The following is a 26,855-nucleotide window of genomic DNA, read 5'->3' as shown; positions in this document are numbered from 1 at the left end:
TCAGTTGGTCTTGGGGCGAACCTGGATGTGCACTTCGGCCAGCTGCGCGTCGACGATCGGCGACGGCGCGTCGGTCATCAGATCCTGTGCACCGGTGGTCTTCGGGAACGGGATGACGTCGCGGATCGACTCGGTGCCGGCCATCAGCGCGGCGATGCGGTCGATGCCGAAGGCGATGCCACCGTGCGGCGGCGCGCCGTAGTTCAGCGCGTCGAGCAGGAATCCGAACTTGGCACGGGCCTCTTCGGCGCCGATGCCGAGCAGCTCGAACACTGCGCTCTGCATGTCCGGACGGTGGATACGGATCGAACCGCCGCCGATTTCATTGCCGTTGAGCACCATGTCGTAGCCGCGCGAGACGGCGGTACGGGCGTTGGCGCGCAGGTCGGCGATGTCATCCACGGCCGGTGCGGTGAAGGGGTGATGCAGGGCGACGTAGCGCTGTTCTTCCTCGTCCCATTCGAACATCGGGAAGTCGGTGACCCACAGCGGCGCCCAGCCATCGGCGATCAGGCCGAAGTCCTTGCCGGCCTTCAGGCGCAGCGCACCCATGAAGTCGGAGACCTTGTTGTAGCTGCCGGCGCCGAAGAACACGATGTCGCCGTTGCCGGCGCCAACATGGGCGACCAGCGCAGCGAAGGAAGCCTCGCTGAAGAACTTCTGGATCGGCGAGCTGACTTCGCCGTTGTCGGCGATCTTGATGTAGGCCAGACCCTTGGCACCGTACTTGGCGGCATGCGCGGCGTACTCGTCGATCTGCTTGCGGCTGAGCGCTGCACCGCCCGGGATGCGCAGCGCGGCAACGCGGCCTTCGGCATCGTTGGCCGGGCCGGTGAACACGGCAAATTCGCTGTCCTTGACCAGTTCAGCCACGTCCACCAGCTCCAGCGCGATGCGCAGGTCCGGCTTGTCCGAACCGTAGCGGCGCATCGCCTCGGCCCAGGTCATGCGCGGGAAGCTGGCATCCAGCTGGACGTCGACCACTTCCTTGAAGATGGCGCGGATCATGTCTTCGACGAAGTCCTGCACGTCGCGCTCGCGGACGAAGGCGAATTCCATGTCCAGCTGGGTGAATTCCAGCTGGCGGTCGGCACGCAGGGCTTCGTCGCGGAAGCAGCGCGCGATCTGGTAGTAACGGTCGAAGCCGGCCACCATCAGGATCTGCTTGAACAGCTGCGGGCTCTGCGGCAGGGCGTAGAACTCGCCCGGGTGCATGCGCGCCGGCACCAGGAAGTCGCGGGCGCCTTCCGGGGTGGCCTTGGTCAGGATCGGGGTCTCGATGTCCTGGAAGCCCTTCTCGTCCAGGTGGCGGCGCAGGGCCTGCACCAGCTTGATGCGGGTGCGCTGCATGCGCTGCATTTCCGGACGGCGCAGGTCCAGGTAGCGGTACTTCAGGCGGGTTTCCTCGCCCGGGTTCTCGTGGGCGTGGAACGGCAGCGGCGCAGCCTTGTTCAGCACGGTGATGGCGGTGGCGATCACTTCCACCTTGCCGGTGCGCATCTTGTCGTTCACCGCGTGGCGGGCGCGCACGACGCCCTCCACCTGCAGCACGTCCTCGTAGCCCAGCGAAGCGGCCACGGCGAACACTTCGGCGTTGTCGACCTCCACGGTCACCTGCACGATGCCTTCATGATCGCGGAGATCGATGAAGCAGACGCCGCCCTGGTTACGGGCCACGTCGGTCCAACCGGCGAGGGTGACAGTCTGGCCAATCAGGGTCTCGTCGACCAGGCCGCAGAAGTGGGTACGCATTGGGGGAAGCTCCGCTGGAGAACGCCGGCACCGGATGGGGGCCGGAAAGCCTCGTATTCTGCGGCCGAGGCCCCGGCCGGGGCAAATCCGGCCAGTCACACCGGCTTGATCATCCCCCTCCCTATAGTCAGGCACCTGCCACCGTATGGGATGCCGCCATGAATCCGCTGTCCCTGGCCCGCCTGGCCGTGACCCTGAGCCTGGGCACCATCGCCACGCTCGCCCTGCCCTCCGCCCCGGCCGCCGCGCAAAGCGGGGTGATCCGTTGCGAGAGCCAGAACAACCGAGAACGCGTGTGCAATACAGGCTGGCGCAATGCGCAGCTGGTCCGCCAGCTGTCCGGCAGCGCCTGCGACGAGGGCCGCACCTGGGGCAGCCGCAATGGCAGCATCTGGGTCAGCAATGGCTGCCGCGCCGAATTCGTCGAGGCCCGTGGTGGCTGGGGCGGCGGCAACGGCGGTGGCTGGGGCGGCAACAACGGCCGGCCCGGCGAAACCATCCGCTGTGAGAGCCAGAACAATCGCGAACGCAGCTGCCCGGTCGGCTGGCGCAATGCCCGCCTGGTCCGCCAGCTGTCCGGCAGCCCCTGCGACGAAGGCCGTACCTGGGGGGTGCGCAACGGCGCGGTGTGGGTCAGCAACGGCTGCCGCGCCGAATTCGCCGAAGCTCGCGGCTGGGGTGGCGGGGGCGGTGGCTGGGGCGGCGGCAACAGCAACTACTCCATCACCTGCAGCAGCAACAACAACCGCACGCAGAACTGCGACTGGGATGAGCGCCAGGGCCGGCCGGTGCTGCAGCAGCAGCTGTCCGGCAGCGCCTGCCAGGAGGGCCGCAGCTGGGGCTACTCACGGGGCCAGGTGTGGGTGAGCAACGGTTGCCGGGCGCGCTTCGGTACGCGTTGAGGGGTAGCGCCGGGCCATGCCCGGCGAGCGCAGTGGCGCGGTCAACTGCAGAAAACCCGCCGGGCACGGCCCGGCGCTACCGGGCTGGCTGCGCGGCCTCGTCACCCCACGGCGGCGGCGGCAGATCGACCGGCTTGCTCAGGTCGAACTTCACGCGGAAGCGGCGGCCGTCCGGGCGGGCCAGCTCGTAGACGAAGGTCTGGTCCGGGTCGATCTCCATCGCCCAGGTGTTGTGCGTGGACGCAAGCATGTCGGCACGACGGAACATCGCCACCGAATCGGTGTCCGCCGGGAACTGCTGGCGCTCGGCGGTGCCCGGCGGCGTGCTGTCGCCGCCATAGAGGGTGATCGCATCCGCGCTGCCATCCGGGTGGCGATGGTCGTGCTTCAGGCGCAGGCCGTTTTCGGTGCGGGTCAGCACCCAGGTGCGCGAGTGGTCATCCCCCACATGGAAGGGAATCCGCAATTCATGGGCAGGATCGGCACAGCCGCGCACATGCATGACCAGGCGCTGCCCGGCGAACGGGTCCTTGCCGGTCGGCGCCGGCGTGTCCTCCACCACCCGGCCTTCATAGGCCTGGCCGCAATGCGCGGCGACGGCCGCCATGAAGGCATCGGCCGGTGCGGTCGCCAGATCATGGGCGACCGAATCGGAACGCTGCGAGCAGGCAGCGAGGCTGAGCAGGAGGGCGGAAGCGGTAACTACGGCAGGCAGTCTCATGCCCCAACCCTAACGACCCGGGCCGGTGCGCGCAAACCCTGCGCACCGGCCACGTCACCTCATCGGTGCAGCCAGACCTCGCAACCGCCGACGTCCTGCTTCTGGCCACCGGCGGCATAGCGGCGGATGATCTCCGCCTGCCACTGCTCGCGCTCGGGGCTGCTGCCCACCTGGCTGGGGCAGTTGACCAGTGCGGCCAGCGGCAATCCACCCAGTGCTGCGTCATCTGCAGCCAGCGATGCGAGCACGTCGTCCGATGCCCAGTCCGGAATCATCACCGCGCGGCGGCCGGAGAAATACGGCAGCTCGGAGGACCAGTCCTGACCGAACGCGACCACCACACCCTGCGCCGGGGTGCCGGTCCGGATGGCCTCGGCGATCTGCGAAACCGGTGTCGGCTCGCGTGCCTCCTTGATGTCCTTCAGCGACTTCACCAGGCCAAAGCCCACCGACAGCACGCACAGGAAGATCGCCAGCGCAACGCCACGGCGCGGCTTGCCCGCCGCTTCGGCCGCCAGCACCGTCGACCACAGCACCAGGCCGATGATCGACGTGGCGAACACGATATTGGCCGCCTGGTAGTAGGGATGGGCGATGTGCAGGTTGGTGAAGACCAGGAACGGCGCCAGGTAGGCCAGCAGCAGGACAGCCACCGCCGTGCGCGTGCGCTTCTGCCACAGCCCGGCGATGACGAAGATCAGGAAGATCCAGTTGGAGCCGATCGCACCGGAGAAGCGCTTCTTGAACACCGTGCCCCACCAGGTAGCCGGATCCAGGCGCTGCTGCAGGGTGCCGTAATTCCAGGTGGACAGAGCATCGGAGGTGATCTGCCGGCCCAGCGCCGACTGCGCCTTCAGCGCATCGGCATGCTGCAACCACAGGCTGAGCGTGGCCAGCACGGCAAGCGCGGACAGGCCACCCCAGAACAGCAGCTGCCAATGCTGCTGCAGCCACCGCGGACGCCAGCCGTGCTCGCGCAGGGCCAGCCACAGGAAGGCCAGTGCAACGAACGCGGCAAAGCCGAAGAACGAAGTCACCTTGATGGCCGCCGACAGCACCGCCGCGACGACGGCAACCAGGCCCACCCACGCGCGCGGCTGGCTGCGCAGGCGTGCCATCGCCCAGACAAAGAGCAGGCCAAAGAACACCGCGCTGGATTCCATCATCACCGAGCGCCCCCAGAACTGCGCGTACGGTGAAACGGCGAAGGCGCCGGCCACGGATAGCGCCAGCGTGCGATCAGGGCGCCATGCCAGCAGCGTGCGGTAGACCAGCCAGATGCAGCCGGCATGGAAGACGGTGGAGACCAGCCGCCCGCTGTTGTCGGCACTCATGCCGGTGACGCTGGACAGCAACGCCGCCAACCACTGGTAGAACGGGAACTCGAACGGGATCGACCAAGGCGCGCCCAGCACCGGGGTCACGTAGTCCAGCCAGGGACCGCCGCGCAGCAACCAGTCGATCGACAGAGCAGTCTGTGTCTGCCGGAAACCGGAGGCATCGACCGGGGGCATCGACCAGCTGCAGCCCAGCAGGACCAGCAGCGCGACCGCCGAGAACCACAACAGGATCTTGCCCGGCAACAGGCTGCGGTCTGGGTTGCTTTCCTGGGTCACGCCTGTTGCTCCTGGCTGTGGCCGCCCACGACAGGGCGCGCTTCACGGGCGCGCAGTGTCTGTGTTGGCACGCGGGAGTGCAAGCCGCTGCACGCGTCCGCGGCTCAGCCCTGCGGTGGCAGCGGCGCCTTCGGCGGCTCGGCGTGGCTGACCTCGGTGGCCGCTACCGGTGCGGCCTCGCCCTCGCCCGCCGGTTCCTGCTCCACCGGATCGACGTCGAACGGCGTGCGGAACACCAGCGACGGCAGCAGCGTGGTCAGTGCGGCGTACAGCAGCAGCGCGCCGAACAGCACCGCCGGAATCTGGAAACGCTCGCGCATGATCGCCGCCAGCACCAAGGTGAAGATCAGGGTCGGAGCCAGCGCCAGCGAGACGCGCAGGCTGCTGCGGAAGCTCTCGCCGAACATCACCCGGCGCTGCAGCCAGACCACGCCGATGCGCAGCGGCAGCACCACCAGGGTGATCACGATGCCCAGCCCCAGCGCCTCGAAGCTCAACGCTTCGCTGGGCACCTTGGTGCCCGCGTTGAAGAAGTAGAACGGCACGAAGAACGAGGCGAACAGGCGCAGCGCGTGCAGGTTCTCGTGCGAGGCCAGCAGCGGCATGCGCTGGTGCAGCAGGCGCGCGACCAGGCCGGCGATGAACGCGCCCACCAGGTAATACACGCCCAGCAGGTAGGTGATGTAGGCCGCCACCATGCCGACCATCACCAGCAGCGAGAACTCCGAGCCCGGCGCGTGCGGCGCCACCCAGCGGCCCAGCGCGATGAACAGCAGCGGCAGGCCGACCATCATCGCCAGCAGCGCCAGGCTGGACAGCGCCATGTGGCCCGGATCGCCCGCCTGCAGCACGATGAACAAGGCAGCCAGCGCCAGCAGCTCACCGGCAATGGCCTTGCTGGTGACCCAGAACCGTTCGTCCTCGCTCAGGCCCAGCCGCGACAGCGAGTCCATGATGAAACCGGTCGAGGGCGTCAGCAGCGCCAACGCCAGCAGCCCGGCGGCCTGCCATGGCAATCCTGCGTAACGCCAGGCCAACCAGCCGACGCCGAACAGCGTGCCGGTACGGATCACCAGATGTGCCAGCAGCGGCCACATGCCCCGGCGCAGCGCCTGCAGATCCACTTCCAGGCCGGCGAACAGGAACAGCGAGGAAATGCCCAGGGTGGCCAGCAGTCCGATCACCGCATCATGTGCCTGATCCCCCAGCCAGAGCATGGCGATGATGCCGAACAGCAGGCAGGTCAACGGGGCAGGCAGGCTGAAACGCTGCAACGCGCGTGGGATCACCAGCAGCGCGAAGATCAGCAACAGGTAGATCAGTTCATGGCTCATGGGGTCTTCCGTGGGGTTGGAACGCGCGCAGGATGCGCGCGCTGAACCGATCCGGCAAGCCGTTTTCGAATGACCCCGGTTACCTCATCCGATCATCGCGTCGGCCAGCGCCCCCACCCGTGCAAGCACCGCTGCGCGCTGGTCGTCATCGACCGACGCGCCCTGCAGATAGGCGGTGACCACCCACGCTGCGCCGCCCGCATGCGGCCACAGCACGGCGATGTCGTTGCGCGTGTCATCACCGTTGCTGCCGGTCTTGTCCCCCACTCGCCAGCGCTTGCCCAGCCCAGCGCGCAGGCAGGCATCGCCGGTCTGGTTGTCGATGAGCCAGTCAGTGAACTGCTGGCGCGATGCCGGCTGCAGGCCATTGCCCACCGCGAAGCGGGCCAAGCTGGTGGCCATCGCGGCCGGGCTGGTGGTATCGCGCGGGTCTCCCTTCGCGAACAGATTCACGTCCGGCTCGTTGCGGTCATTGCGGGTAACGCTGTCGCCCTGCCCGCGCAGGAATGCCGTCAGCACCGACGGCCCGCCCACCACCTCCAGCAGCAGGTTGGCCGCCGTGTTGTCGCTGGTGGTCAGCGTGCCCCGGCACAGGTCGCGCACCGTCAGGTCCTTGCCCACATGGCGGCGCGCCACCGGGGCGTAGGACAGCAGATCCTTTTCGGCGATGGGCACACGTGTGTCGAGCGAAACGCGGCCTGCATCGGCAAGGCTCAGCACATGGGCAACCAGCATCGACTTGAACGTGCTGCACATCGGGAAGCGCTCGTCCTGACGATGTCCGCCGATGCGACGGCCGTTACCGGTGTTCAGCACGGTGACGCCCAGTCGGCCACCGCTGGCTTTCTCCAGCGCGGCGAAATCGGCGGCGTCGGCAATGGCGGCGTTCGCGGCGGATATGCCGGACGATGGGGAAACAGCTCGCGCCAACGCCGGGGCAAGCAGCGAGGAAGCAACGGCAGCACCACTGAACTGCAGGAATCGGCGACGGGCGAGCATAGGGGTTCTCCTGGTGACCACTCGATTATTGGCGCTTCCCCTGCAGCCGACCAGCGCGAAAAATCAAGGCAAGCCATAAGTTGAACTCATGCCTGTCGTAACCAACTTGTTGAGATTTACGAAATTCCTTATTGAACGGTAGGATCAGCCATCACCATGGCTCACGGCTTTCCGATGCTGCACCCGACCCTGCCGCTGAACGCGCTGCGTGCTTTTGAAGCCGCCGCCCGCCATCAGAACTTCACCCGTGCCGCGCTGGAGCTGTGTGTCAGCCAGGCGGCGCTGAGCCACCAGATCCGGGGCCTGGAAGACCGGCTCGGCATCCGCCTGTTCCATCGCCTGCCGCGCGGCGTGGCGCTGACCGATGAAGGCGCAGCGCTGTATCCGGTGCTCAACGAATCGTTCGAACGCATCTCGGCCAGCATCGCGCGCTACACCGGCGGGCCGGCCCGCGAAGTGCTGACACTGGGGGTGGTCGGCACCTTTGCCACCGGCTGGCTGCTGCCACGGCTGGCCGCATTCGAGGCCGCGCATCCGGACATCGAGCTGCGCCTGCAGACCCACAACAACCGCATCGACCTGGCCGGCGAAGGGCTGGATCTGGCCATCCGCTTCGGTGATGGCGACTGGCAGGGCCAGGCCTGCACGGCGATCCTCGATGCGCCCTTCGCGCCGCTGTGCGCCCCGGCATTGGCGCGGCGGCTGAAGCAGCCGCGCGACCTGGCCGCGCTGCCGTTGTTGCGTTCCTATCGCAGCGACGAATGGCCGCGCTGGCTGCAGGCGGCCGGCGTCAACGGCGTGGAAGCGCGTGGGCCGGTGTTCGATTCCTCGCTGACGGTGGCGATGGCCGCCGCCGGAGGGGCCGGCGTGGCCTTGCTGCCGCTGCGCATGTTCGAGCAGGAACTGGCCGAAGGCCGCCTGCTGCAGCCGTTCGGCACCACGCTGGAGCTGGGCCGCTACTGGCTGACGCGGCTACGCTCGCGCGCCGAGCGCGAGCCGGCCAAGCGCTTCCGCGAGTGGCTGCAGGCGCAGGCATGATGTAGCGCCGAGCCCACGCTCGGCTGCTTCATGTGCGAACCCGCGCTGCGCGCATAAGCCGAGCATGGCTCGGCTCTACAGAGAAGGCAGCTGGCCAGCGGCCGGCACTACCGATTACGACTCCAGCAGCTCCATCCACGCCGCTTCAGCCTTTTCCAGCTGCGCGGCGGCGGTTTCCCGATCGCGGCCGAGCACGGCCATGCGGCTGGCATCGGCATAGTTGGCCGGATCGGCCAGCTGGCGATCCAGTTCGGCCAGCGCACTTTCCAGCTCGGCCACCTTGGCTTCGGCCGCGGCCAGCTTGTGCGGGTTCACCGGCTTTTTCTGCACCACCTGTGCCACCGGGGCGGTCTTGACCACCACCGGCTCTTCCACCTGCTCCATGCGGGCCTTCGTGCCCTGCGCCTGCGGACGGGTGCGCAGCCACGCGGCGTATGCATCCAGGTCACCGTCGAACGGCTCGACCACGCCATCGGCCACGCGCCAGTAGGTATCGCAGACCAGGCCGATCAGGTGGCGGTCATGCGAGACCATCACGATCGCGCCTTCGAAGGTGGCCAGTGCTTCGGCCAGCGCTTCGCGCATTTCCAGGTCAAGGTGGTTGGTCGGTTCGTCCAGCAGCAGCACGTTCGGCTGCTGCCAGGCGATCAGCGCCAGCGCCAGGCGTGCGCGCTCGCCACCGGAGAAACCATCGACCGGCTCGAACGCGCGGTCGCCCGGGAAATTCCACTTGCCAAGGAAATCGCGGAACGACTGGTTCGGCGCATCCGGGGCAATCTCGCGGAAGTGCTCCATCGGCGACTGGCCTTCGTGCAGCGACTCCACCGTGTGCTGGGCGAAGTAGCCGATCTTCAGGTCCGGGTGCGCCATGCGCTCACCGACGATCGGCGCCAGTTCACCCACCAGGGTCTTCACCAGGGTGGTCTTGCCGGCGCCGTTGGGGCCGAGCAGGCCAATGCGCTGGCCCGCTTCCAGGCCGAAGCCGACGTTGTGCAGGATCACCGCATCCTGGCCGTAGCCGGCCTCGACGTGGTTCAGGCGGATCAGCGAGAACGGCAGCTTGGCCGGCGGCGCGAACTCGATGCGGAACTCGCGTTCGGCGCGCACCGCTTCGGTGCCGGCCAGCTTGGCCAGGCGCTTCATGCGGCTCTGCGCCTGCGCGGCCTTGCTGGCCTGCGCCTTGAAGCGGTCGATGAAGCTCTGCAGGTGGGCGCGCTCGGCCTGCTCCTTCTCGTGCGCGATCTGCTGCTGGCGCAGCTGTTCGGCGCGCTGGCGCTCGAAATCGGTGTAGCCGCCCGGGTAGAGCTTGGCGCCGCCGCCGTGCAGGTGCAGGGTGTGGGTGGCCACGTTGTCGAGGAACTCGCGGTCATGCGAGATCAGCAACAAGGTGCCTGGGTACTTCAGCAGCCACTGTTCCAGCCAGTACACCGCGTCCAGGTCCAGGTGGTTGGTCGGTTCGTCGAGCAGCAGCAGGTCGCTGGGCATCATCAGCGCACGGGCCAGGTTCAGGCGCACGCGCCAGCCACCGGAGAACGAGGACACCGCACGGTGGTGCGTCTCGGCGGGGAAGCCGAGGCCGTGCAGCAGCTTGCCGGCGCGCGCTTCGGCGTCGTAGGCGCCCATCTCGGCCATCTTGGTGTGTGCGTTGGCCACCGCCTCCCAGTCTTCGCGGGCGGTTGCCTCGGCCTCTTCGGCCAGCACCGCGGCCACCTCGGTATCGCCGCCCAGCACGAAGCTCAGCGCCGGGTCCGGCAGCGACGGGGTTTCCTGGGCCACGCTGGCGATACGGACCTTGCCGGGCAGGTCGACGTCACCCTTGTCGGCCTCCAGTTCGCCCTTCACCGCCGCGAACAGGCTGGATTTGCCAGCACCGTTGCGGCCGACCACACCTACCCGGTAACCGGCGTGCAGGGTCAGGTCGACATTGGACAACAGCAGCCGCTCGCCGCGGCGCAAGGCGAAATTACGAAGGGAGATCATCGGGGAAGGGGTCCATATAACCGGATGGAATGTGCTGGTGAGCACTATTCCTGCGACGCAATTCTAGCGTTAACGAATACTTGACGCGTCCCGGGATGCGCAGTGGCCGACGTTCCTCTCTCCCACGTCCCCGCCGCGCGCGTCCCGGGTCTCCTCCCCGCCGATGCCTGTCCGGGCTAAATGGTTGCTGCTGCAACGTTTTTTCCGATGACCGGCATTTGACAGGCACTGAATATCCCGTTAATTGCTGTATTGCGCACCGCAACAACCGCCGTCCGCCTCACCCCCGTGATGTCGATTCCGGTGCCGCCCCCGCCAACCGGAGCCCCATCCCGATGACCCGCAAGACCAGCCTGATCGCCGCCGCCGTCGCTGTCGCACTCGGTGGCTCTCCGTTCGTCGCCGCCGCCCAGCAGGCCGGCACCGCCGCCAACACCCTGGACACCGTGATCGTCACCGGCACCCGCGTGGCCGACCGCACCGTCGCCGAATCGCAGTCGCCGATCGACATCATCACCCCTGAAGTGCTGCAGTCCACCGGCACCAGTGAACTGGCCACCGCCCTGTCACGCGCCCTGCCCTCACTGAACTTCCCGCGCCCTGCCCTGACCGACGGCACCAGCGGCGTGCGCCCGGCGCAACTGCGCGGCCTGTCACCGGACCAGGTGCTGGTGCTGGTCAACGGCAAGCGGCGCCACACCTCGGCGATGATCAACGTCAACGGCAGCATCGGCCGTGGCTCGTCGGCGGTGGACATCAACGCGATCCCGATCGCCGCGATCGAGCGCGTGGAAGTGCTGCGCGACGGCGCGTCGGCGCAGTACGGCTCGGACGCCATCGCCGGCGTCATCAACATCGTGCTCAAGGGCAGCGGCCGTGGCGGCAGCCTGGCCGTGGACTACGGCCAGTACTCCGCCGGCGACGGCAACAAGTACCAGCTTTCCGGCGATATCGGCGTCGAGTTCGGCAACGGCCGTGGCCGCGTGCACGTGGCCGGCCAGATCAGCCAGCAGGACGAGAGCAACCGCGCCGGCCCGTACCGCGGCACCACGCCGAATACCGGCAACTTCCCCAGCATCGGCCAGAAGACCTTCATCGTCGGCGACCCGCGCGTGGATGCCACTGCTGCGTCGGCCAACGCCAGCTTCGATTTCAGCGATCACGTAACCGGCTACGCCAGCGCGCTGCTCAGCAACCGCGACATCACCTCGTTCGCGTTCTACCGCTCGCGCAACCACAGCGGGCAGAGCGCGCTGCTGGCGCAGACCTACCCGGACGGCTACGTGCCGCAGATCAACCAGTATTCCAAGGACCGCTCGCTGGTGGCCGGGGTCAAGGGCAACACCGACAGCGGCTGGACCTGGGACCTGAGCCTGAACCACGGCGAGAACACCCTCGATTTCCACACCCGCAACAGCATCAACTACAGCCTCGGTGCGACCAGCCCGCGCTCGTTCTACGACGGCACGCTGAAGTACCAGCAGGACATCTTCAACGCCGACCTGACCAAGTCGCTGGACTGGGGCCTGGCCTACCCGGTCACGCTGTCCTTCGGCGGTGAGTACCGCAAGGAGAAGTGGGACCAGAATCCGGGCGAACTGAACTCGTACACCGGCAGCGGCGCGCAGGGCTTCGCCGGCTTCACCCCGACCAATGAAGTGCATGCCGACCGCCACAACTACGCGGTCTATGCAGGCCTGGAAGCCGACCTGACCGAGAAGTTCTCGGCCGGCATCACCGGCCGCTACGAGGACTACTCGGACTTCGGCGACCGCTTCTCCGGCAAGCTGTCGGCGCGCTATGCGTTCACCGACAAGGTCGCGCTGCGTGCCACCGCCTCCAGCGGCTTCCGTGCACCGTCGCTGGCGCAGCAGGGCTACCAGGCGGTCACCAGCCAGTTCCTCAATGGCGTGTTCGTTGAACGCGGCACCTTCCCGACCACCAGCCCGGCCGCGCAGGCGCTGGGCGCCTCGCCGTTGAAGGCCGAAACCTCCACCTCCTACAGCCTGGGCCTGGTGCTGCAGCCGGTGGACCGCCTGTACATCACCGTCGATGCGTACCAGATCGACATTGATGACCGCATCGCGCTCTCGTCCAGCATCACCACCAACGCCGCCACCAGCGCGCTGCTGGGCACCCTCGGCCTGCCGCAGGTGACCGCGTTCTCGTACTTCACCAACGGCCTGGATACGCGCACCCGCGGCGTCGACTTCGTCTCCAGCTACACCGTGCCGTTCAGCGCCAGCAGCCTGGAGCTGACCGCCGCCTACAGCTACAACGACACCGAAGTGCGCCGCGTCGGCGGCACCCCGGCGGTGTTTGGCACGCTGGGCCTGACCCAGTCACTGATCGGCCGAGACGAGATCGGCCGCATCGAGGACAGCTACCCGCGCGACAAGGCGATCCTGAGCGGCACCTGGCGTTCGGACCACTGGGAACTGGGCCTGGCCGCGACCCGCTACGGCAAGTTCACCGTGCGCAACTCGGCCACCGCGCTGCGCGACCAGACCTACGGCGATGCCTGGGTGGTGGATGCCTCGGCCAGCTACAAGCCGAGCAGCAACTGGACCCTGACCGTGGGCGCCGACAACCTGCTGGACAAGTACCCGGACCGCACCGAAGACCTGCAGAACTCCACCTTCGGCATGCTGCCGTACAGCAACTACTCGCCGTTCGGCTTCAACGGCGCGTATGTGTACGGGCGGATCAAGTACACCTGGTAAGCGAGGCTCTGGTAGTGCCGGCCGCTGGCCGGCAACCCCGGGCCACATCTGGAGGAGAGCCCCTTCTTGTTGAAGGGGCGCGCCGAAGGCGGGGGTAGAGGAGAAATGCGTGGGCAAGCCCGCCGGCCACGGCACGTGGACGGCGGGTTTGCCGTATCTGGCCTCGTCGGTGAAAATCGGGGTATCCCCCCCGATTTCCTGCGAGTGCCGATGCACCATGACACCGACCTGATCAACATCGTTGCCGTTGGCCTGGGGCTCGCCTTCATCTTCGGCGCGCTGGCCAACAAGCTCCGCTTGTCTCCCCTGGTCGGTTACCTGGTTGCTGGCATCTGCGTAGGCCCGTTCACCCCCGGCTTCGTCGCCGATCAGGCGCTGGCCAACCAGTTGGCCGAACTGGGCGTGATGCTGCTGATGTTCGGCGTCGGCCTGCACTTCTCGCTGAAGGACCTGATGGCGGTCAAGGCCATCGCCATCCCCGGCGCCATCGGCCAGATCGCGGTGGCCACCCTGCTCGGCTGGGGCGTGGCCTCGCTGATGGGCTGGCCGGCCATTCATGGCGTCATCTTCGGTTTCTCGCTGGCCACGGCCAGTACCGTGGTGCTGCTGCGGGCAATGGAGGAACGGCGCCTGCTGGAGACGATGCGCGGCAAGATCGCGGTCGGCTGGCTGATCGTCGAAGACCTGGCCTGTGTGCTGGCGCTGGTGATGATGCCGGTGATGGCCGGCGTGTTCGGTCCCGACGCGGCCAAGGAGTCGCACTCGCTGGGCAGCGTGCTGGCCGACATCGGCTGGACCTTCGTGCAGCTGGGCCTGTTCGTGGCGGTGATGCTGGTGGTCGGGCGCCGGGTCATCCCGTGGATCCTCGAACGTATCGCCGGTACCGGCTCACGCGAACTGTTCACCCTGTCGGTGCTGGCAATTGCGCTGGGCGTGGCCTTCGGCTCTGCGATGCTGTTCGGTGTCTCGTTCGCGCTGGGTGCGTTCTTCGCCGGCATGCTGCTCAACGAATCGGAACTGAGCCAAAAGGCCGCGCATGATTCGCTGCCGCTGCGCGATGCGTTCGCGGTGTTGTTCTTCGTTTCGGTCGGCATGTTGTTCGACCCCAACATCATCGTGCAGCACCCGTGGCAGGTGCTGGCCACGGTGCTGATCATCATGTTCGGCAAGTCGGCCGCCGCCTTCTTCATCGTGCGTGCGTTCGGCCATCCCACCAGCACCGCGTTGACCATCTCGGCCAGCCTGGCGCAGATCGGTGAGTTCGCCTTCATCATCGCCGGGCTCGGTGTGGCGTTGCAGATCCTGCCGAAGGAAGGCCAGTCGCTGGTGCTGGCCGGTGCGCTGGTGTCGATCATGCTCAACCCGCTGGTGTTCGGCCTGCTCGACCGATGGCAGGCCAAGCAGGAAACACAGCCGCAAACGCCGGAGCCGGAAGAGGCGACCGGCCCGTCACGGGACCTGCATGACCACGCCATCGTGATCGGCTATGGCCGGGTCGGCAGCGAACTGGCGCAGGTGCTGAGCGACCGTGGCGTGCCGGTGCTGGTGATCGATGACAACAAGGAACACGTCGAGTCGGCGCACGCCAAGGGCCTGGCGGCGATCCGCGGCAGTGCGGCGGCCGACCGGGTCCTGGCCGAGGCCCATCCTGAGCGGGCGAAGATTGCGGTGCTGGCGATTCCGCAGCCGCTGGAAGCCGGTGAGGCGCTGGCCAAGCTGCGTGCGATCAACCCGGACCTGACCCTGCTGGCACGTGCGCACAGCGATGCCGAAGTGAAGCATCTGCTGGAGCATGGTGCCGATGGCACGGTGATGGCCGAGCGCGAGCTGGCCTATTCGCTGGCGGAGATGATCATGTCCACGCCGCCGTACCGGAACCTGAGGCAGCACAACATTCCTGTTGTATGAGGGGTGTGCTTGCGGCAGGGCTTGCAGCCCTGCACCTGCCGAGGCAACGGCAAAAGCAAGGCTGACTATCCGTGGGATGGCGGGGTGGGTCCCCGCTGCTGTTGGTGGGTGTCGACCTTGGTCGACACGGCGACACAAAAAAATCCCCGGTCGACCCGCATCGACCGGGGATCTGGATCGCCACGTTGCCACGCCTTGGAGAGGCAGTTCCACCGTAGCGCATCGCGTGGCCGGCGGTGATCGCCTGTGGCGATATGCACCAAGCGCGCGGCTATCAGGCGGCGGCCAGGGCCTGCTCCAGGTCGGCGCGCAGGTCACCGATGTGCTCGATGCCGATCGACAGCCGCACGGTATCTTCGCTGACCCCGGCCTTGGCCAGCTCTGCCGCATCCAGCTGGCGATGGGTGGTCGAGGCCGGATGGGTGGCCAGCGACTTCGCGTCGCCCAGGTTGATCAGGCGGGTGAACAGCTTCAGCGCATCGAGGAAGCGCGCGCCAGCCTCGCGCCCACCCGGCAGGCCGAAGGTCAGCACGCCCGAGCCATGCCCGCCCAGGTAGCGCTGCGCGGCGGCATGCTCGGGGTCGTCTGCCAGTCCCGCGTAACGCACCCAGGCGACCTTGTCGTGCGCCTTCAGGAACTGCGCGATGGCCAGTGCATTGGCGTTGATGCGTTCCATGCGCAGGGCCAGGGTCTCGATGCCCTGCAGGATCAGGAACGCATTGAACGGCGACAACGCGGCACCGGTATTGCGCAGCGGGACCACCCGCGCGCGGCCGATGTAGGCCGCCGGCCCCAGTGCTTCGGTATAGACCACGCCGTGGTAACTGGGGTCGGGCTGGTTGAGCCGCGCGAAGCGCGTGGGTTGCGCCGCCCAGTCGAAGCGGCCCGAATCGACGATCGCGCCGCCCAGGCTGGTGCCGTGGCCGCCCAGGTACTTGGTCAGCGAATGCACCACGATGTCGGCGCCGTGCTCGAATGGGCGCAGCAGGAACGGCGTGGCCACGGTGTTGTCGACGATCAGCGGCACACCCGCGGCATGCGCCACCTCGGCAATGGCGGCGATGTCGGTGACGTTGCCGCGCGGGTTGCCGATCGATTCAACGAACACCGCCTTGGTGCGCTCGTCGATCAGCGCGGCGAACGCAGAAGGATCGGCCGGGTCGGCGAAGCGCGCCTGGATGGCATACTGCGGCAGCGTGTGGGCCAGCAGGTTGAGGCTGCCGCCATACAGCGCGCTGGAGGCGACGATGTTGTCACCGGCCTCGGCGATGGTCTGGAGGGCATAGGTGATCGCGGCCTGCCCCGAGGCCAGCGCCAGCGCACCGATGCCACCTTCCAGTGCGGCCAGGCGTTGCTCCAGCACGTCGGTGGTAGGGTTCATGATGCGGGTGTAGATGTTGCCGGGCACCTTCAGGTCGAACAGGTCGGCACCGTGCTGGGTGTCATCGAAGGCATACGCCACGGTCTGGTAGATCGGCACCGCCACCGCGCGGGTGGTCGGGTCGGGTCGGTAGCCACCGTGCACGGCCAGGGTTTCCAGTTGCCACTGCGGTTCGCTCATTGCACCAGGCTCCATCCGGGGAAACCGCCACCATAGGCCAGCTGGCACACGCCGCTGAAAGCTACTGGCGATGACGCCCGTACCGGCGGTTATCAGGTTGGCCGCGATTCAGGCAGTCGTCATGGGGCGTTGCTAGGCTGCGCCGCCGGGCGCTGCTGCCCGGGCACGGAGGCCCCACCCATGCAGCCATCGCCCTGGCATCCCACCACCAGCAGTTCGCCTACGTCGGTCATGCTGGTAGAGGACGACCGTCGCCTGGCCGAACTGGTGAGCGACTACCTCCACCAGCATGGCTTCGCCGTGCAGCACATCGCACGCGGCGACCTCGCCGGCGCCGCCTGCCGCCAGCACGCGCCGGAGCTGGTGGTGCTGGACCTGATGCTGCCCGGCCTGGGCGGCATCGACGTGTGCCGGCAGATCCGCAGCTTCTCCGATGTGCCGATCCTGATGCTGACCGCCTGCGAGGACGACATCGAACAGGTGCTGGGCCTGGAATCGGGCGCCGACGACTATGTGCACAAGCCCATCGAACCACGCCTGCTTCTTGCCCGGCTGCGCGCCCTGCTGCGCCGCCGCCACGGCAGCGGCAATACCGGCACGCCCAGCCGGCTGATGCACGGTGAACTGCTGATCGACCGCATGCAGCGTGAGGTACACCTGCACGGCGCCACGGTGGACGTGGGCACCACCGAATTCGAAATCCTGTGGCTGCTGGCCAGCCAGCCCGGGCAGATCCTGTCCCGTGACCAGATCCTGCAGGCGGTGCGCGGTATCGGCTTCGACGGCCTGGACCGCAGCGTTGACGTCTGCATCGGCAAGCTGCGTCGCAAGCTCGGCGATGATGCGCGCGAGCCGCGGCGGATCAAGACCGTGTGGGGCCGCGGCTACCAGTTCAATCCGTCGGCCTGGACGGCATGAAGCGGCTGTTCCTGTGGTTGTGGTTCATCACCGGCGCCTGCTTCCTGGTGTCGGTGTTCTTCCTCAACCGGGTACTCGACAGCATCTATACGCCCGTGCAGGATCGCGTATTCGTCCAGCAGGTGCGCGGGCAGGTGTACGCCCTGCGCAGCGGCCTGGCCGGCCTGGACGGTAGCCAGCAGCGCGAGCGCCTGCAGCAGTGGCAACCGCACTATGGCATCGCATTGACCCTGCTCGACACGCCTCCCGCGCTGGCCCCGCAGGAACAGGCAGCCGTGCAGGCCGATGGCTTCATCGTGCGCGATCAGTACCAGCAGGTCCTGCTGCCGATCGAAGGCATCGACGGTCGCTGGTTGCACCTGCGCCTGCCTGGCGCGGTGCAGATGACCACGTACATGACCATCGCGGCCTACCTCAGCATCCTGCTGCTGGTCGGCGCCAGCCTGTATGCCTGGGTTCGCCTGCTCTGGCGCGATCTGGAGGCCCTGCGCGTGCATGCCGACCGCATCGGCGCCGGCGATCTGCAGGCACGCGCGCAGGTTTCGCCACGCTCGCAGATCCGGGTCATCGTCGATCACTCCAACCGCATGGCCGCACGCGTGGCCGAACTGGTGCAGCGCCAGCGCGACCTGACCCATGCGATCTCGCACGAACTGCGCACGCCGATCGCGCGCGTGGCCTTTGGCCTGGACCTGATGCAGGACAGCGATGACCGCGAGCGCCGCGAACGACTGGCGCAGGGCCTGCATGGCGACTTGGCCGAGCTCAACCGGCTGGTCAGCGAACTGCTGGCCTACGAACGGCTCGAGCATCCGGGCGAGGGCGAACCGATGCAGCGGATCGAAGCCAACGACTGGCTGCAGGCCTGCCTGGCCGATGCCCGCCGCGATGCCGAACGTGCCGGCCTGGTGCTGCGCGTGCAGCCCAGTGCCCTGCCTCGGCTGGACGCGGAACCGCGCCTGCTGCAGCTGGCGCTGAGCAATCTGGTCGGCAATGCCCTGCGCCACGCGCGCTCGCAGGTGGACGTGTCGCTGGTGAGTGTGGGCGGGCGCGCCTGCCTGCGCGTGGACGACGACGGCCCCGGCATCGCCGAAGCTGACCGCGAAAAGGTGGTCCGCCCGTTCACCCGCCTGGATGACAGCCGCAGCCGCGACACCGGGGGCTTCGGCCTGGGCCTGGCGATCGTCGGCCGCATTGCCGCACGCCACCACGGCGAACTGCGCATCGGTCGCGCCGCCCTCGGCGGCGCACGCCTGGAAATGCACTGGCCGCTGGCTGCCAGCTGAACGCCCACGGGCGCAATTACAGTTGATTACAACTCCCGCACAACTGCGGACGGATCGGTCGCCGGCGTATCGCCACGCTAGCGACCCTGCAGCACTCGCCGGATGCGCGCGCTGCTTTTCCTCCCATTGTCGAGAGTTTCCATGTCCCAGCTTCGCCGTTCCCCCACCCTGCTCTGCCTGGCCCTGTTGCCACTGTTCGCTGCCCCGATCGCCCACGCCAAGGACGACCACTGGACCTTCGAGCTCGCCGCCGGTGGTGGCGTGGCGCCGCGCTACAGCGGCAGCGAGGAGTATCGTGCGACGCCGTCGTTGTCCTTTGATGTCACCTCGCCGGGTGGATGGTTTCTGGGCACCAGTGGCATTGGCTGGGGCACCTCCATCGGCGAGCACACCCGCGTGCGCGCCTATGTCGGTGCCAGCGGTATCCGCAAGGACAAGGATTCGCTGCTCGGCGGTTCGGACTTCCTGTGCGGCATGGGCGATATCGATACCCGTCCCCTGGTCGGTGTCTCGGCTGGATATACGCTGGGCGAAGCCGTGCTGAGCGGTTCCTGGCAGTTCACCCGCAAGGACGAGGACAAGGCTGAGAACGGACTGGCTACCCAGCAGATCCACCTGAACCTGAGCATGCCGCTGTTCGACCTGGCCGGTGGCGTGGTCAGCGGCAGCGTCTCCACCGACTACGGCAACCGTGGGTACATGCAGACCTGGTACGGCGTCAGTCCGGAACAGGCCGCGCGCACCGGCTTTGCCGAGCACAAACCGAAGGCCGGCCTGGTCAGCGCCGGTGTGGGCCTGAAGTGGAGCCACCGCGTGGGCCGTAATGGCAACTGGTACATCTCGGCCGAAGGCACGCGCCTGCTCGGCGATGCGGCCAACAGCCCGATCGTGCAGAAGGCCAACCAGTTCGGCGTGATGAGCGGCTATACGCACCGCTTCTGATGCATGAAGGACGCCGCTGGGCGCCCTCTTTCGCTTCGATCAGTGGCAGGCTTGTGCGGCGCCGCTGCCGCACAAGCCGACCTCGCGCAGCCAGCCGATCCACTGCACGACGTCGTCCTTCTCCGGCTCGGCGCGGAACGACTTCTGCACGGTGTGGAAGCCCTGCCTGCCCTGCATGCCCTTGATCCAGGTGAACTCCGGTTTGCCGGTGCCGGGGTTCAGCGGGCAACTGAGCATCAGCAGCGCGAATGGCCGTCCGCCCTCCTCGCCTTCGCGGATCCAGTGGCTCTGCGCAGCCGGACAGGCCATGCGCCACCCCGCCTCGATGATGCCGAGGAACTCGCGCGGACTCACATGGCCACTGTTCGGCGCATCATTGACGGTAACCATGTCGGTCCAGTCCTGCACGGTCTGGCCCTGCGGCACGTACTCGGTGATGCGGTTGCCTTGTGCGTCGGTGCTCTGGTGGGCCTGCTGGTAACCCTTCATCGGCGGCAGCTGGACCTGTTCGACGGCTGCGGCGTGTCCAGCAACTGCAGCGAGCGCCAGCGCCACGCAGAGTGAAACCCTGCGGGTAACGTCCATGCGGTTCTCCTCGTCCTTGCGAAAGTGAAACGGGATCATTGTGCCTTGCTGAGGCTTTGGTGGCGCGCCAGCCATGGCAGGCGCGCCACCGGTTCAGGCCTTGGCGAAGACCAAATGCCCACCCTCATTGCCGACTTCGATGGTGTCACCGTTGACGAACGCGCCGGACAGGATCTGCTGCGCCAGCGGATTCTCCAGCTGCGACTGGATCGCGCGCTTCAGCGGCCGCGCGCCATACACCGGATCGAAGCCGACGTTGCCGAGCAGATCGAACGCCGCATCGGAGACCGCCAACTTCAGCCCGCGCTCGGCCAGGCGCTTCTCCAGCCCGCGCATCTGGATGCGTGCGATCTGCTTGATCTGCTGCTTGTCCAGCGGGTGGAACACGACGATGTCATCCAGGCGGTTGATGAACTCCGGACGGAAGTGCGCCTGCACCACGCCCATCACGGCCGCCTTCATCTGCGTGTAGGCCTCCGGGCTGTCGTCGGTGCTCATGTCCTGGATCTGATGCGAGCCCAGGTTCGAGGTCATCACGATGACGGTGTTGCGGAAGTCCACCGTGCGGCCCTGGCCGTCGGTCAGGCGGCCATCGTCCAACACCTGCAGCAGGATGTTGAACACATCCGGATGCGCCTTCTCCACCTCATCGAGCAGGATCAGCGAATACGGGCGACGACGCACGGCCTCGGTCAGGTAACCGCCTTCCTCGTAGCCGACGTAGCCCGGGGGCGCACCGATCAGGCGGGCGACGCTGTGCTTTTCCATGAACTCGCTCATGTCGATGCGGATCATCGCGTCGGCACTGTCGAACAGGAACTCGGCCAGCGACTTGCACAGTTCGGTCTTGCCGACGCCGGTCGGGCCGAGGAACAGGAACGAGCCGGCCGGACGATTCGGATCGGACAGGCCGGCACGCGAGCGGCGTACCGCATCGGAGACGACCTTGATCGCCTCTTCCTGGCCGACCACACGGTTGTGCAGCACTTCTTCCATGCGCAGCAGCTTGTCGCGCTCGCCTTCGAGCATCTTGTTGACCGGGATGCCGGTCCAGCGCGAAACGACCTCGGCGATCTCCTCATCGGTCACGCGGTCCTGTACCAGCTTGAAGTCCTTGTGCTCGGCTTCCTGCGCGGCGGCCAGCTGCTTTTCCAGCTGCGGCAACAGGCCGTACTGGATTTCGCTCATCTTGGCGAAATCCTGGCGGCGCTGCGCAGCTTCCAGTTCCAGCTTGGCCTGCTCGACCTGTTCCTTGATCTTGGTGGCGCCCTGCAGCGCCGCCTTCTCCGACTTCCAGATTTCATTGAGATCGGAGAACTCGCGCTCCAGCCCGTCGATATCGTTCTCCAGGTCGGCCAGGCGCTGCCGCGAGGCTTCGTCCTTTTCCTTTTTCAGCATCTCGCGCTGGATCTTCAGCTGGATCACCCGGCGCTCCAGGCGGTCCAGCTCCTCCGGCTTGGAGTCGATCTCCATGCGCAGGCGTGAGGCGGCTTCGTCCATCAGGTCGATGGCCTTGTCCGGCAGCTGGCGGTCGGTGATGTAGCGGTTGGACAGCGTGGCGGCAGCCACGATGGCCGGATCGGTGATCTCCACACCGTGGTGCACGGCGTACTTTTCCTTCAGCCCGCGCAGGATCGCGATGGTGTCCTCCACCGTGGGTTCGCCGACGAACACCTTCTGGAAGCGGCGCTCCAGCGCAGCGTCCTTCTCGATGTACTTGCGGTATTCGTCCAGCGTGGTCGCACCGATGCAGTGCAGCTCGCCGCGTGCCAGCGCCGGCTTCAGCATGTTGCCGGCATCCATCGCGCCATCAGCCTTGCCGGCGCCGACCATGGTGTGCAGCTCGTCGATGAACAGGATGATCTGGCCTTCGTTCTTGGCCAGGTCGTTGAGCACGCCCTTCAGGCGCTCCTCGAATTCACCGCGGAACTTGGCGCCGGCGATCAGCGCGCCCATGTCCAGCGACAGCACACGCTTGCCGCGCAGGCCTTCGGGCACTTCGTCATTGATGATGCGCTGGGCGAGCCCTTCCACGATCGCGGTCTTGCCCACGCCGGGCTCGCCGATGAGCACCGGGTTGTTCTTGGTCCGGCGCTGCAGCACCTGGATGGTGCGGCGGATTTCCTCGTCACGGCCGATCACCGGGTCGAGCTTGCCGCTCTCGGCGCGCGCGGTCAGGTCGATGGTGTACTTCTCCAGCGCCTGCCGCTGCTCCTCGGCGTTCTCCGACTGCACGTTCTCGCCGCCACGCAGCTTGTCGATGGCCGCCTGCAGGCGGGTCTTGTCGGCACCGGCGGCGCGCAGCGCCATGCCCAGCGTGCCACCATCCTCCAGCGCCGCCAGCACGAACCACTCGCTGGCGATGAAGGCATCACCGTGCTGCTGCGCCAGCTTGTCGGTCTGGTTCAGCAGGCGCCCCAGGTCATTGCCCATCGACACGTTGCCGGCCTGACCGGACACCTTGGGCAGTGCGTCCAGCGCCTCGGTCAGGCGCTCGCGCAGGACCGGCACGTTCACCCCGGCCTGGGCCAGCAGCGGGCGCGTGCTGCCACCCTGCTGGTCCAGCAGCGCGCTGAACAGGTGGACCGGTTCGATGATGCTGTTGTCGCGGCCCACGGCCAGCGACTGTGCGTCTGCCAGCGCCTGCTGGAAACGCGAGGTGAGCTTGTCCATCCGCATTGCGAATCCTCATCGGTCATCAGGGCCGGCCCGCGCCGGCGATGCTGGGAAGATGCGGCTGCCCCACCCCGTTTCAAGGGTGGCTGCGACTGCACCCCGAGGCCAGTCAGCCTGCGGCCAGCATGCCGGAACGGGTGTGGTCGGCGCGTTGATCCCGATCAGTTCGGCGCAGTGGACCGGTTCAGTGGGTGATCGCAGAGCGGAGCGCCCGCAGCTGCTGCTTGACCGCCCGCGCCTGCGTGGCGTCCATGCGCAACAGCGCCTTCTGCCCGATCGAGCGCGACTGCAGGGTGGGATCGACAAAGCGGTAACGGCCGCGCTCATCGCGCTGCACCAACGGCGCCTGCGCCAGTTCCGGGGTCTCCAGCAGATGGTCGATCACCGCCACCAGACGGTCGTTGAAGTAGCCCTCGGGCCGGCCCAGGTCGACGTAGGCCTGCTGGATCAACGGATAGAAGCGCTTGTACGCCGTAGCCGCTGCCGCTGGATCCAGCGCAGTAAAGGCCTGCACATAGGGCGCGTAACGTGCCGAGTTGCTTGCCGCGATGCGTTCCCCGCCCTCGCCAGGCTCGACCTGCAGGTTGCCCGGCAGCGGCCGTGCGGCCAGCGCCGTCGGCGGCACGCTTGGTTTGTCCAGGTTGTCGACCTGGGTGACCAGGCGCTGGATCAGGTGATCGCGCAGCAGCAGGGTCATCGGGCCCTCGCCCTGGAACAGCTGGCTCAATGCACCCCAGGCAGCCGTATCGCTGTCAGCCAGCTTCGGTAGCGCCGGATCAGCCGCGGCCTCGGTATCCAGCGGATGCTTGATCGTCGGTGGCGCTGGCGCGGGTTCCGCGGCCGCCTGCGGTTGTGGCGGTGCGCTGGTACTGGCGGGGGGCGATTGCACCGGCACCGAGACACCGTCTGCCAGGCTCTTCAGCTGATCGCGGAACAACCAACCGCCCGCGCCGCCGATCACCACCACACCCAGCACCCAGGGCCATACCGCCTTTCCACTCTGCATGATGCAGCACCCTCGTTTCACACGCATGGAGAAGGTGTGACCCCACCGGTTCCAGCCGGTTCCCCGCCTGTTCCGCTGCCGTTCGGCTTCGGCCCGCGCCAAAGCCGCGCTCACGCCTGCTTTGCGTGCCGCGCGCGAGGCTGTGGGCCTTGTCCTGCGGAGACACTGCCATGCAGTACGCGCTGTATTACTGGACCGGCATCCAGGGCCGGGGCGAGTTCGTGCGGCTGGCGCTGGAAGATGCCGGCGCCGACTACATCGACATGGCGCGGGTGCACGGTGATGCGGTGATGCAGCCGTTCCTGGAGGGCCACAGCGAAGGCCCGCAGCCCTTCGCGCCGCCGTTCCTGAAGGCCGGTCGCCAGGTCATTGCGCAGGTTGCCGCGATCCTGGACTTCCTCGGCCCGGCGCTGGATCTGGTGCCGCAGGCCGCATCGCGGCGGATGCAGGCGCTGCAACTGCAGTTGACCATCGCTGACCTGGTGGCCGAAGTGCATGACACCCATCATCCGATCGCCGCATCGAAATACTACGAAGCGCAGAAGACCGAGGCCAAGGCACGTGCCGCGTCGCTGCGCAGCGAGCGCCTGCCGAAGTTCCTGGGCTACTTCGAACGGGTGCTGGCCGCCAACGGTGGCCGCCATGCACTGCGCGAGCATTCGTATGTGGACCTGTCGCTGTTCCAGCTGCTGAGTGGGCTGGACTACATGTTCCCGCGTCGCATGCAGGCACTGGCGCCCACACTGCCCCTGCTGCGCGCGCTGCAGGCGCGGGTGGCGAAGCGGCCGAACATCGCCGCCTACCTGGCCTCGGAACGACGTCTGGCGTTCAACACGGATGGCATCTTCCGCCATTACCCGGAGCTGGACGCCGAGCGGTAGTGCCGGCCGCTGGCCGGCAGAGCGGGCTGTGAGCATTCGCCGCCCGCAACACGCCCCTGTAGAGCCGAGCCATGCTCGGCTCAGAGCAGCCGAGCGCAGGCTCGGCTCTACAGAGCACCAGAAGTGGAAGAAGCGGTAGCGCCGGGCCATGCCCGGCGTCACCGGTCAATGATCGGTGCGATCACCCAGCGGCTTCACCGGCTGCTTCTGCAGCGACAGCAGGCCCAGCAGCAGCGCCAGGGCCACGTAGGCGCCGGCAAACTGCACACTGATGATGCGCGCCAATCCTTCCAGGTCCCACGGCAGGTAGATGCCGCCGCGCGGATCCACCGAGTGGATCAGCCCGAACAGGGTCAGTACCGCCGCCACCAGCAGGAAGCCGCAGGCACGGCGCAGGCGGCCATCGACCATCGCCGCCACCGCCGAAATCCACAGCATCGAGGTGATGATGAAGCCGTTGCCGAGGGTGAAGATCACCGCCAGCTCAGGCAGGCCGTGGCCGTCGAGCTTGGTCAGCAGCTGGGGCAGCTGATCCGGTGCGATCCAGCCGGGTGCCTTGATCGCCAGCAGGTAGGCCACCGAAGGCAGGAAACCGAACACCATCGCGCCGGTATGGTGGCGCGGCGTGGCCTGGAAGGCCTGGGTGGTGATGTCGATGGCCACGTATACGATGATCGGTGCCAGCACCGCCAGCGGCAGCCACTGCACCAGCCCGGAGATGATGCCGAGCATGCCGCCGATGCCGACGAACAGGCCGGTCAGCAGCGTATAGCCGCTGCGCGCGCCCATGTGCTTGTACGCCGGCTGCCCGATGTACGGCGTGGTTTGCGCGACGCCGCCACAGACGCCTGCCACCAGCGTAGCCACCGCTTCCACCAGCAGGATGTCGCGGGTGCGGTAGTCATCGCCGGCCGCACGCGCGCTTTCAGACACATTGATGCCGCCGACCACCATCAGCAGGCCGAACGGCAGCAGCAGCGGCAGGTAGGTCATCGCAGTGGGCAGGCCGTCGAGGAAGCCCAGCGTCGGCAGCGGCAGCACCACCTGCGGCGGCACCCACGCCGGCACATGGAATCCCGGCGCACCCAGCCCGGCCAGGCCCAGGCCGTAATACAGCACGGTGCCGAACACGAAGGCCAGCAGCACGCCCGGGCCACGCACCGGCAGCTTGCCCTTGGCGATCAGCACATACAGCAGCAGGCCCAGCGTGGTGAAGCCGACCAGCGGCGAGCGCAGCGTTTCCAGCAGCGGCAGCAGGCCCATCAGCACCAGCGCGATGCCGGCGATGGAACCCAGCAGCGCGGCACGCGGCAGCGCGCGGGTGACTGCTTCACCGAAGAACGACAGCACGAACTTGAGCACGCCCATGATGACCAGCGCGGCCATGCCCAGCTGCCAGGTGGCGATGCCCGCCGCGTGCGGGTCCATGCCCTGCTGCTTGAAGGCGAGGAAGGCCGGGCCAAGCACCAGCAGGGCCATGCCGATGCTGGTGGGGGCATCGAGGCCGAGCGGCATGGCGGTGACGTCGTCACGGCCGCTGCGCGCGGCCAGCCGGCGTGCCATCAGGGTGTACAGCAGGTTGCCGATCAGCACGCCGAAGGCGGTGCCGGGGAACATGCGGCCGAACACCACGTCGGCGGGGAACTGGAAGATCCCGACCAGGGCCATGGCGATGAAGCCGAGGATGGAGAGGTTGTCGACGACCAGGCCGAAGAAGCCGTTGAAGTCGCCGGCGACGAACCAGCGACGCGGTGCGGCGGAAGCGGGAGCGGACATGGAAGGGGCGGTGGGGGTGGGGACCGCCGATGGTAGGCCCAGCGGGGCCTGGGCGCCAATTCCGTCGTGGAATGATGGGTTCCAGCCAACGGCGGGGCCCCTCGTGGCTGGGTTGGTCGCGGACAGCGCATCGCCGTGGTCGGTGACAACGGCAGTGGCAAGTCAACGCTCCTGCGCGTGCTGGCCGGCCAGCTGCCTGCACGCAGCGGCATCGTGCAGCGCCATGCACCTCTGGCGCTGCTCGACCAGCA

19 protein-coding genes and 1 pseudogene are annotated in these 26,855 nt (G+C 67.5%); 9 read left to right on the top strand and 11 right to left on the bottom strand.

The window, feature by feature from the left end; translation table 11 throughout:
- Entirely contained in the window at nt 1-1,752 is a 1,752-nt protein-coding gene (gene aspS, locus RCF13_RS20415; protein ID WP_088497145.1) for an aspartate--tRNA ligase, read from the bottom strand.
- A 158-nt stretch (nt 1,753-1,910) separates the two neighbouring features.
- Here aspS and RCF13_RS20410 point away from each other — a divergent pair, with 158 nt between their 5' ends.
- The gene (locus tag RCF13_RS20410; protein WP_061480407.1) at nt 1,911-2,654 is read left to right on the top strand and encodes a DUF3011 domain-containing protein; all 744 of its coding nucleotides are present in this window, start codon (nt 1,911-1,913) and stop codon (nt 2,652-2,654) included.
- Between the two features lie 76 nt (nt 2,655-2,730).
- On the opposite strand, the gene RCF13_RS20405 is transcribed toward RCF13_RS20410, so the two are convergent.
- From RCF13_RS20405 to blaL2, 4 genes are all read right to left on the bottom strand, one after another.
- Nucleotides 2,731-3,375 (bottom strand): hypothetical protein, encoded by a 645-nt coding sequence (locus RCF13_RS20405; protein WP_134968909.1) that lies wholly within the window; start codon nt 3,373-3,375, stop codon nt 2,731-2,733.
- A gap of 59 nt (nt 3,376-3,434) precedes the next feature.
- Nucleotides 3,435-4,991 (bottom strand): glycosyltransferase family 39 protein, encoded by a 1,557-nt coding sequence (locus RCF13_RS20400; RefSeq protein ID WP_061480405.1) that lies wholly within the window; start codon nt 4,989-4,991, stop codon nt 3,435-3,437.
- A gap of 104 nt (nt 4,992-5,095) precedes the next feature.
- Nucleotides 5,096-6,325, bottom strand: a complete 1,230-nt coding sequence (locus RCF13_RS20395) for a cation:proton antiporter (protein ID WP_134968910.1) — start codon at nt 6,323-6,325, stop codon at nt 5,096-5,098.
- A gap of 84 nt (nt 6,326-6,409) precedes the next feature.
- Nucleotides 6,410-7,324 carry a L2 family extended-spectrum class A beta-lactamase gene (gene blaL2, locus RCF13_RS20390; protein WP_134968911.1) on the bottom strand — a complete coding sequence of 305 codons (915 nt, stop codon included), beginning with the start codon at nt 7,322-7,324 and terminating at the stop codon, nt 6,410-6,412.
- 174 nt (nt 7,325-7,498) lie between these two features.
- Between blaL2 and ampR the strand changes: the two genes are divergently transcribed.
- Entirely contained in the window at nt 7,499-8,362 is an 864-nt protein-coding gene (ampR, locus tag RCF13_RS20385) for a LysR family transcriptional regulator AmpR (protein WP_154351748.1), read from the top strand.
- A 114-nt stretch (nt 8,363-8,476) separates the two neighbouring features.
- Here the strand turns inward: ampR and RCF13_RS20380 are convergent, their stop codons facing one another.
- Nucleotides 8,477-10,342 carry an ABC-F family ATP-binding cassette domain-containing protein gene (locus tag RCF13_RS20380; protein WP_134969000.1) on the bottom strand — a complete coding sequence of 622 codons (1,866 nt, stop codon included), beginning with the start codon at nt 10,340-10,342 and terminating at the stop codon, nt 8,477-8,479.
- A 335-nt stretch (nt 10,343-10,677) separates the two neighbouring features.
- On the opposite strand from RCF13_RS20380, the gene RCF13_RS20375 reads away from it, so the two are divergent.
- Nucleotides 10,678-13,065: a TonB-dependent receptor gene (locus RCF13_RS20375; RefSeq protein WP_134968999.1), complete on the top strand. Its 2,388-nt coding sequence runs from the start codon at nt 10,678-10,680 to the stop codon at nt 13,063-13,065.
- Nucleotides 13,066-13,275: 210 nt separating this feature from the next.
- The gene (gene ybaL, locus RCF13_RS20370) at nt 13,276-14,973 is read left to right on the top strand and encodes a YbaL family putative K(+) efflux transporter (RefSeq protein WP_061480400.1); all 1,698 of its coding nucleotides are present in this window, start codon (nt 13,276-13,278) and stop codon (nt 14,971-14,973) included.
- Nucleotides 14,974-15,247: 274 nt separating this feature from the next.
- On the opposite strand, the gene RCF13_RS20365 is transcribed toward ybaL, so the two are convergent.
- Nucleotides 15,248-16,534, bottom strand: coding sequence for an aminotransferase class I/II-fold pyridoxal phosphate-dependent enzyme (locus RCF13_RS20365; RefSeq protein ID WP_231352262.1), 1,287 nt, complete (start codon nt 16,532-16,534; stop codon nt 15,248-15,250).
- A gap of 180 nt (nt 16,535-16,714) precedes the next feature.
- Here RCF13_RS20365 and RCF13_RS20360 point away from each other — a divergent pair, with 180 nt between their 5' ends.
- From RCF13_RS20360 to RCF13_RS20350, 3 genes are all read left to right on the top strand, one after another.
- Nucleotides 16,715-17,452 (top strand): response regulator transcription factor, encoded by a 738-nt coding sequence (locus tag RCF13_RS20360; RefSeq protein ID WP_134968998.1) that lies wholly within the window; start codon nt 16,715-16,717, stop codon nt 17,450-17,452.
- Nucleotides 17,449-18,738 (top strand): ATP-binding protein, encoded by a 1,290-nt coding sequence (locus tag RCF13_RS20355; protein ID WP_134968997.1) that lies wholly within the window; start codon nt 17,449-17,451, stop codon nt 18,736-18,738. The genes RCF13_RS20360 and RCF13_RS20355 overlap by 4 nt, the downstream gene beginning before the upstream one ends.
- A 141-nt stretch (nt 18,739-18,879) precedes the next feature.
- Nucleotides 18,880-19,680, top strand: a complete 801-nt coding sequence (locus RCF13_RS20350; protein WP_134968996.1) for a MipA/OmpV family protein — start codon at nt 18,880-18,882, stop codon at nt 19,678-19,680.
- A 39-nt stretch (nt 19,681-19,719) separates the two neighbouring features.
- Here the strand turns inward: RCF13_RS20350 and RCF13_RS20345 are convergent, their stop codons facing one another.
- The 3 genes from RCF13_RS20345 to RCF13_RS20335 all read right to left on the bottom strand — a co-directional run bounded on the left by RCF13_RS20345 (nt 19,720) and on the right by RCF13_RS20335 (nt 23,947).
- Nucleotides 19,720-20,265, bottom strand: coding sequence for a hypothetical protein (locus RCF13_RS20345; protein ID WP_235643252.1), 546 nt, complete (start codon nt 20,263-20,265; stop codon nt 19,720-19,722).
- 93 nt (nt 20,266-20,358) lie between these two features.
- Nucleotides 20,359-22,944: an ATP-dependent chaperone ClpB gene (gene clpB / locus RCF13_RS20340; RefSeq protein ID WP_154351283.1), complete on the bottom strand. Its 2,586-nt coding sequence runs from the start codon at nt 22,942-22,944 to the stop codon at nt 20,359-20,361.
- 181 nt (nt 22,945-23,125) lie between these two features.
- Nucleotides 23,126-23,947, bottom strand: coding sequence for a DUF3014 domain-containing protein (locus RCF13_RS20335; RefSeq protein WP_231352264.1), 822 nt, complete (start codon nt 23,945-23,947; stop codon nt 23,126-23,128).
- Between the two features lie 170 nt (nt 23,948-24,117).
- Between RCF13_RS20335 and RCF13_RS20330 the strand changes: the two genes are divergently transcribed.
- On the top strand, nt 24,118-24,828 hold the full coding sequence (locus RCF13_RS20330) for a glutathione S-transferase (RefSeq protein WP_134968410.1): 711 nt from the start codon (nt 24,118-24,120) through the stop codon (nt 24,826-24,828).
- A gap of 165 nt (nt 24,829-24,993) precedes the next feature.
- Here RCF13_RS20330 and RCF13_RS20325 read toward each other — a convergent pair whose 3' ends face one another.
- On the bottom strand, nt 24,994-26,604 hold the full coding sequence (locus RCF13_RS20325; RefSeq protein WP_134968411.1) for a hypothetical protein: 1,611 nt from the start codon (nt 26,602-26,604) through the stop codon (nt 24,994-24,996).
- Nucleotides 26,605-26,616: 12 nt separating this feature from the next.
- On the opposite strand from RCF13_RS20325, the pseudogene RCF13_RS20320 reads away from it, so the two are divergent.
- Nucleotides 26,617-26,855, top strand: a pseudogene (locus tag RCF13_RS20320) (ATP-binding cassette domain-containing protein); the annotation flags it as partial.

The sequence above is a fragment of the Stenotrophomonas maltophilia group sp. RNC7 genome (genome assembly GCF_030910085.1).
GTDB classification, from domain to species: domain Bacteria; phylum Pseudomonadota; class Gammaproteobacteria; order Xanthomonadales; family Xanthomonadaceae; genus Stenotrophomonas; species Stenotrophomonas sepilia.
This window is presented reverse-complemented; position numbering and strand designations above follow the sequence as displayed.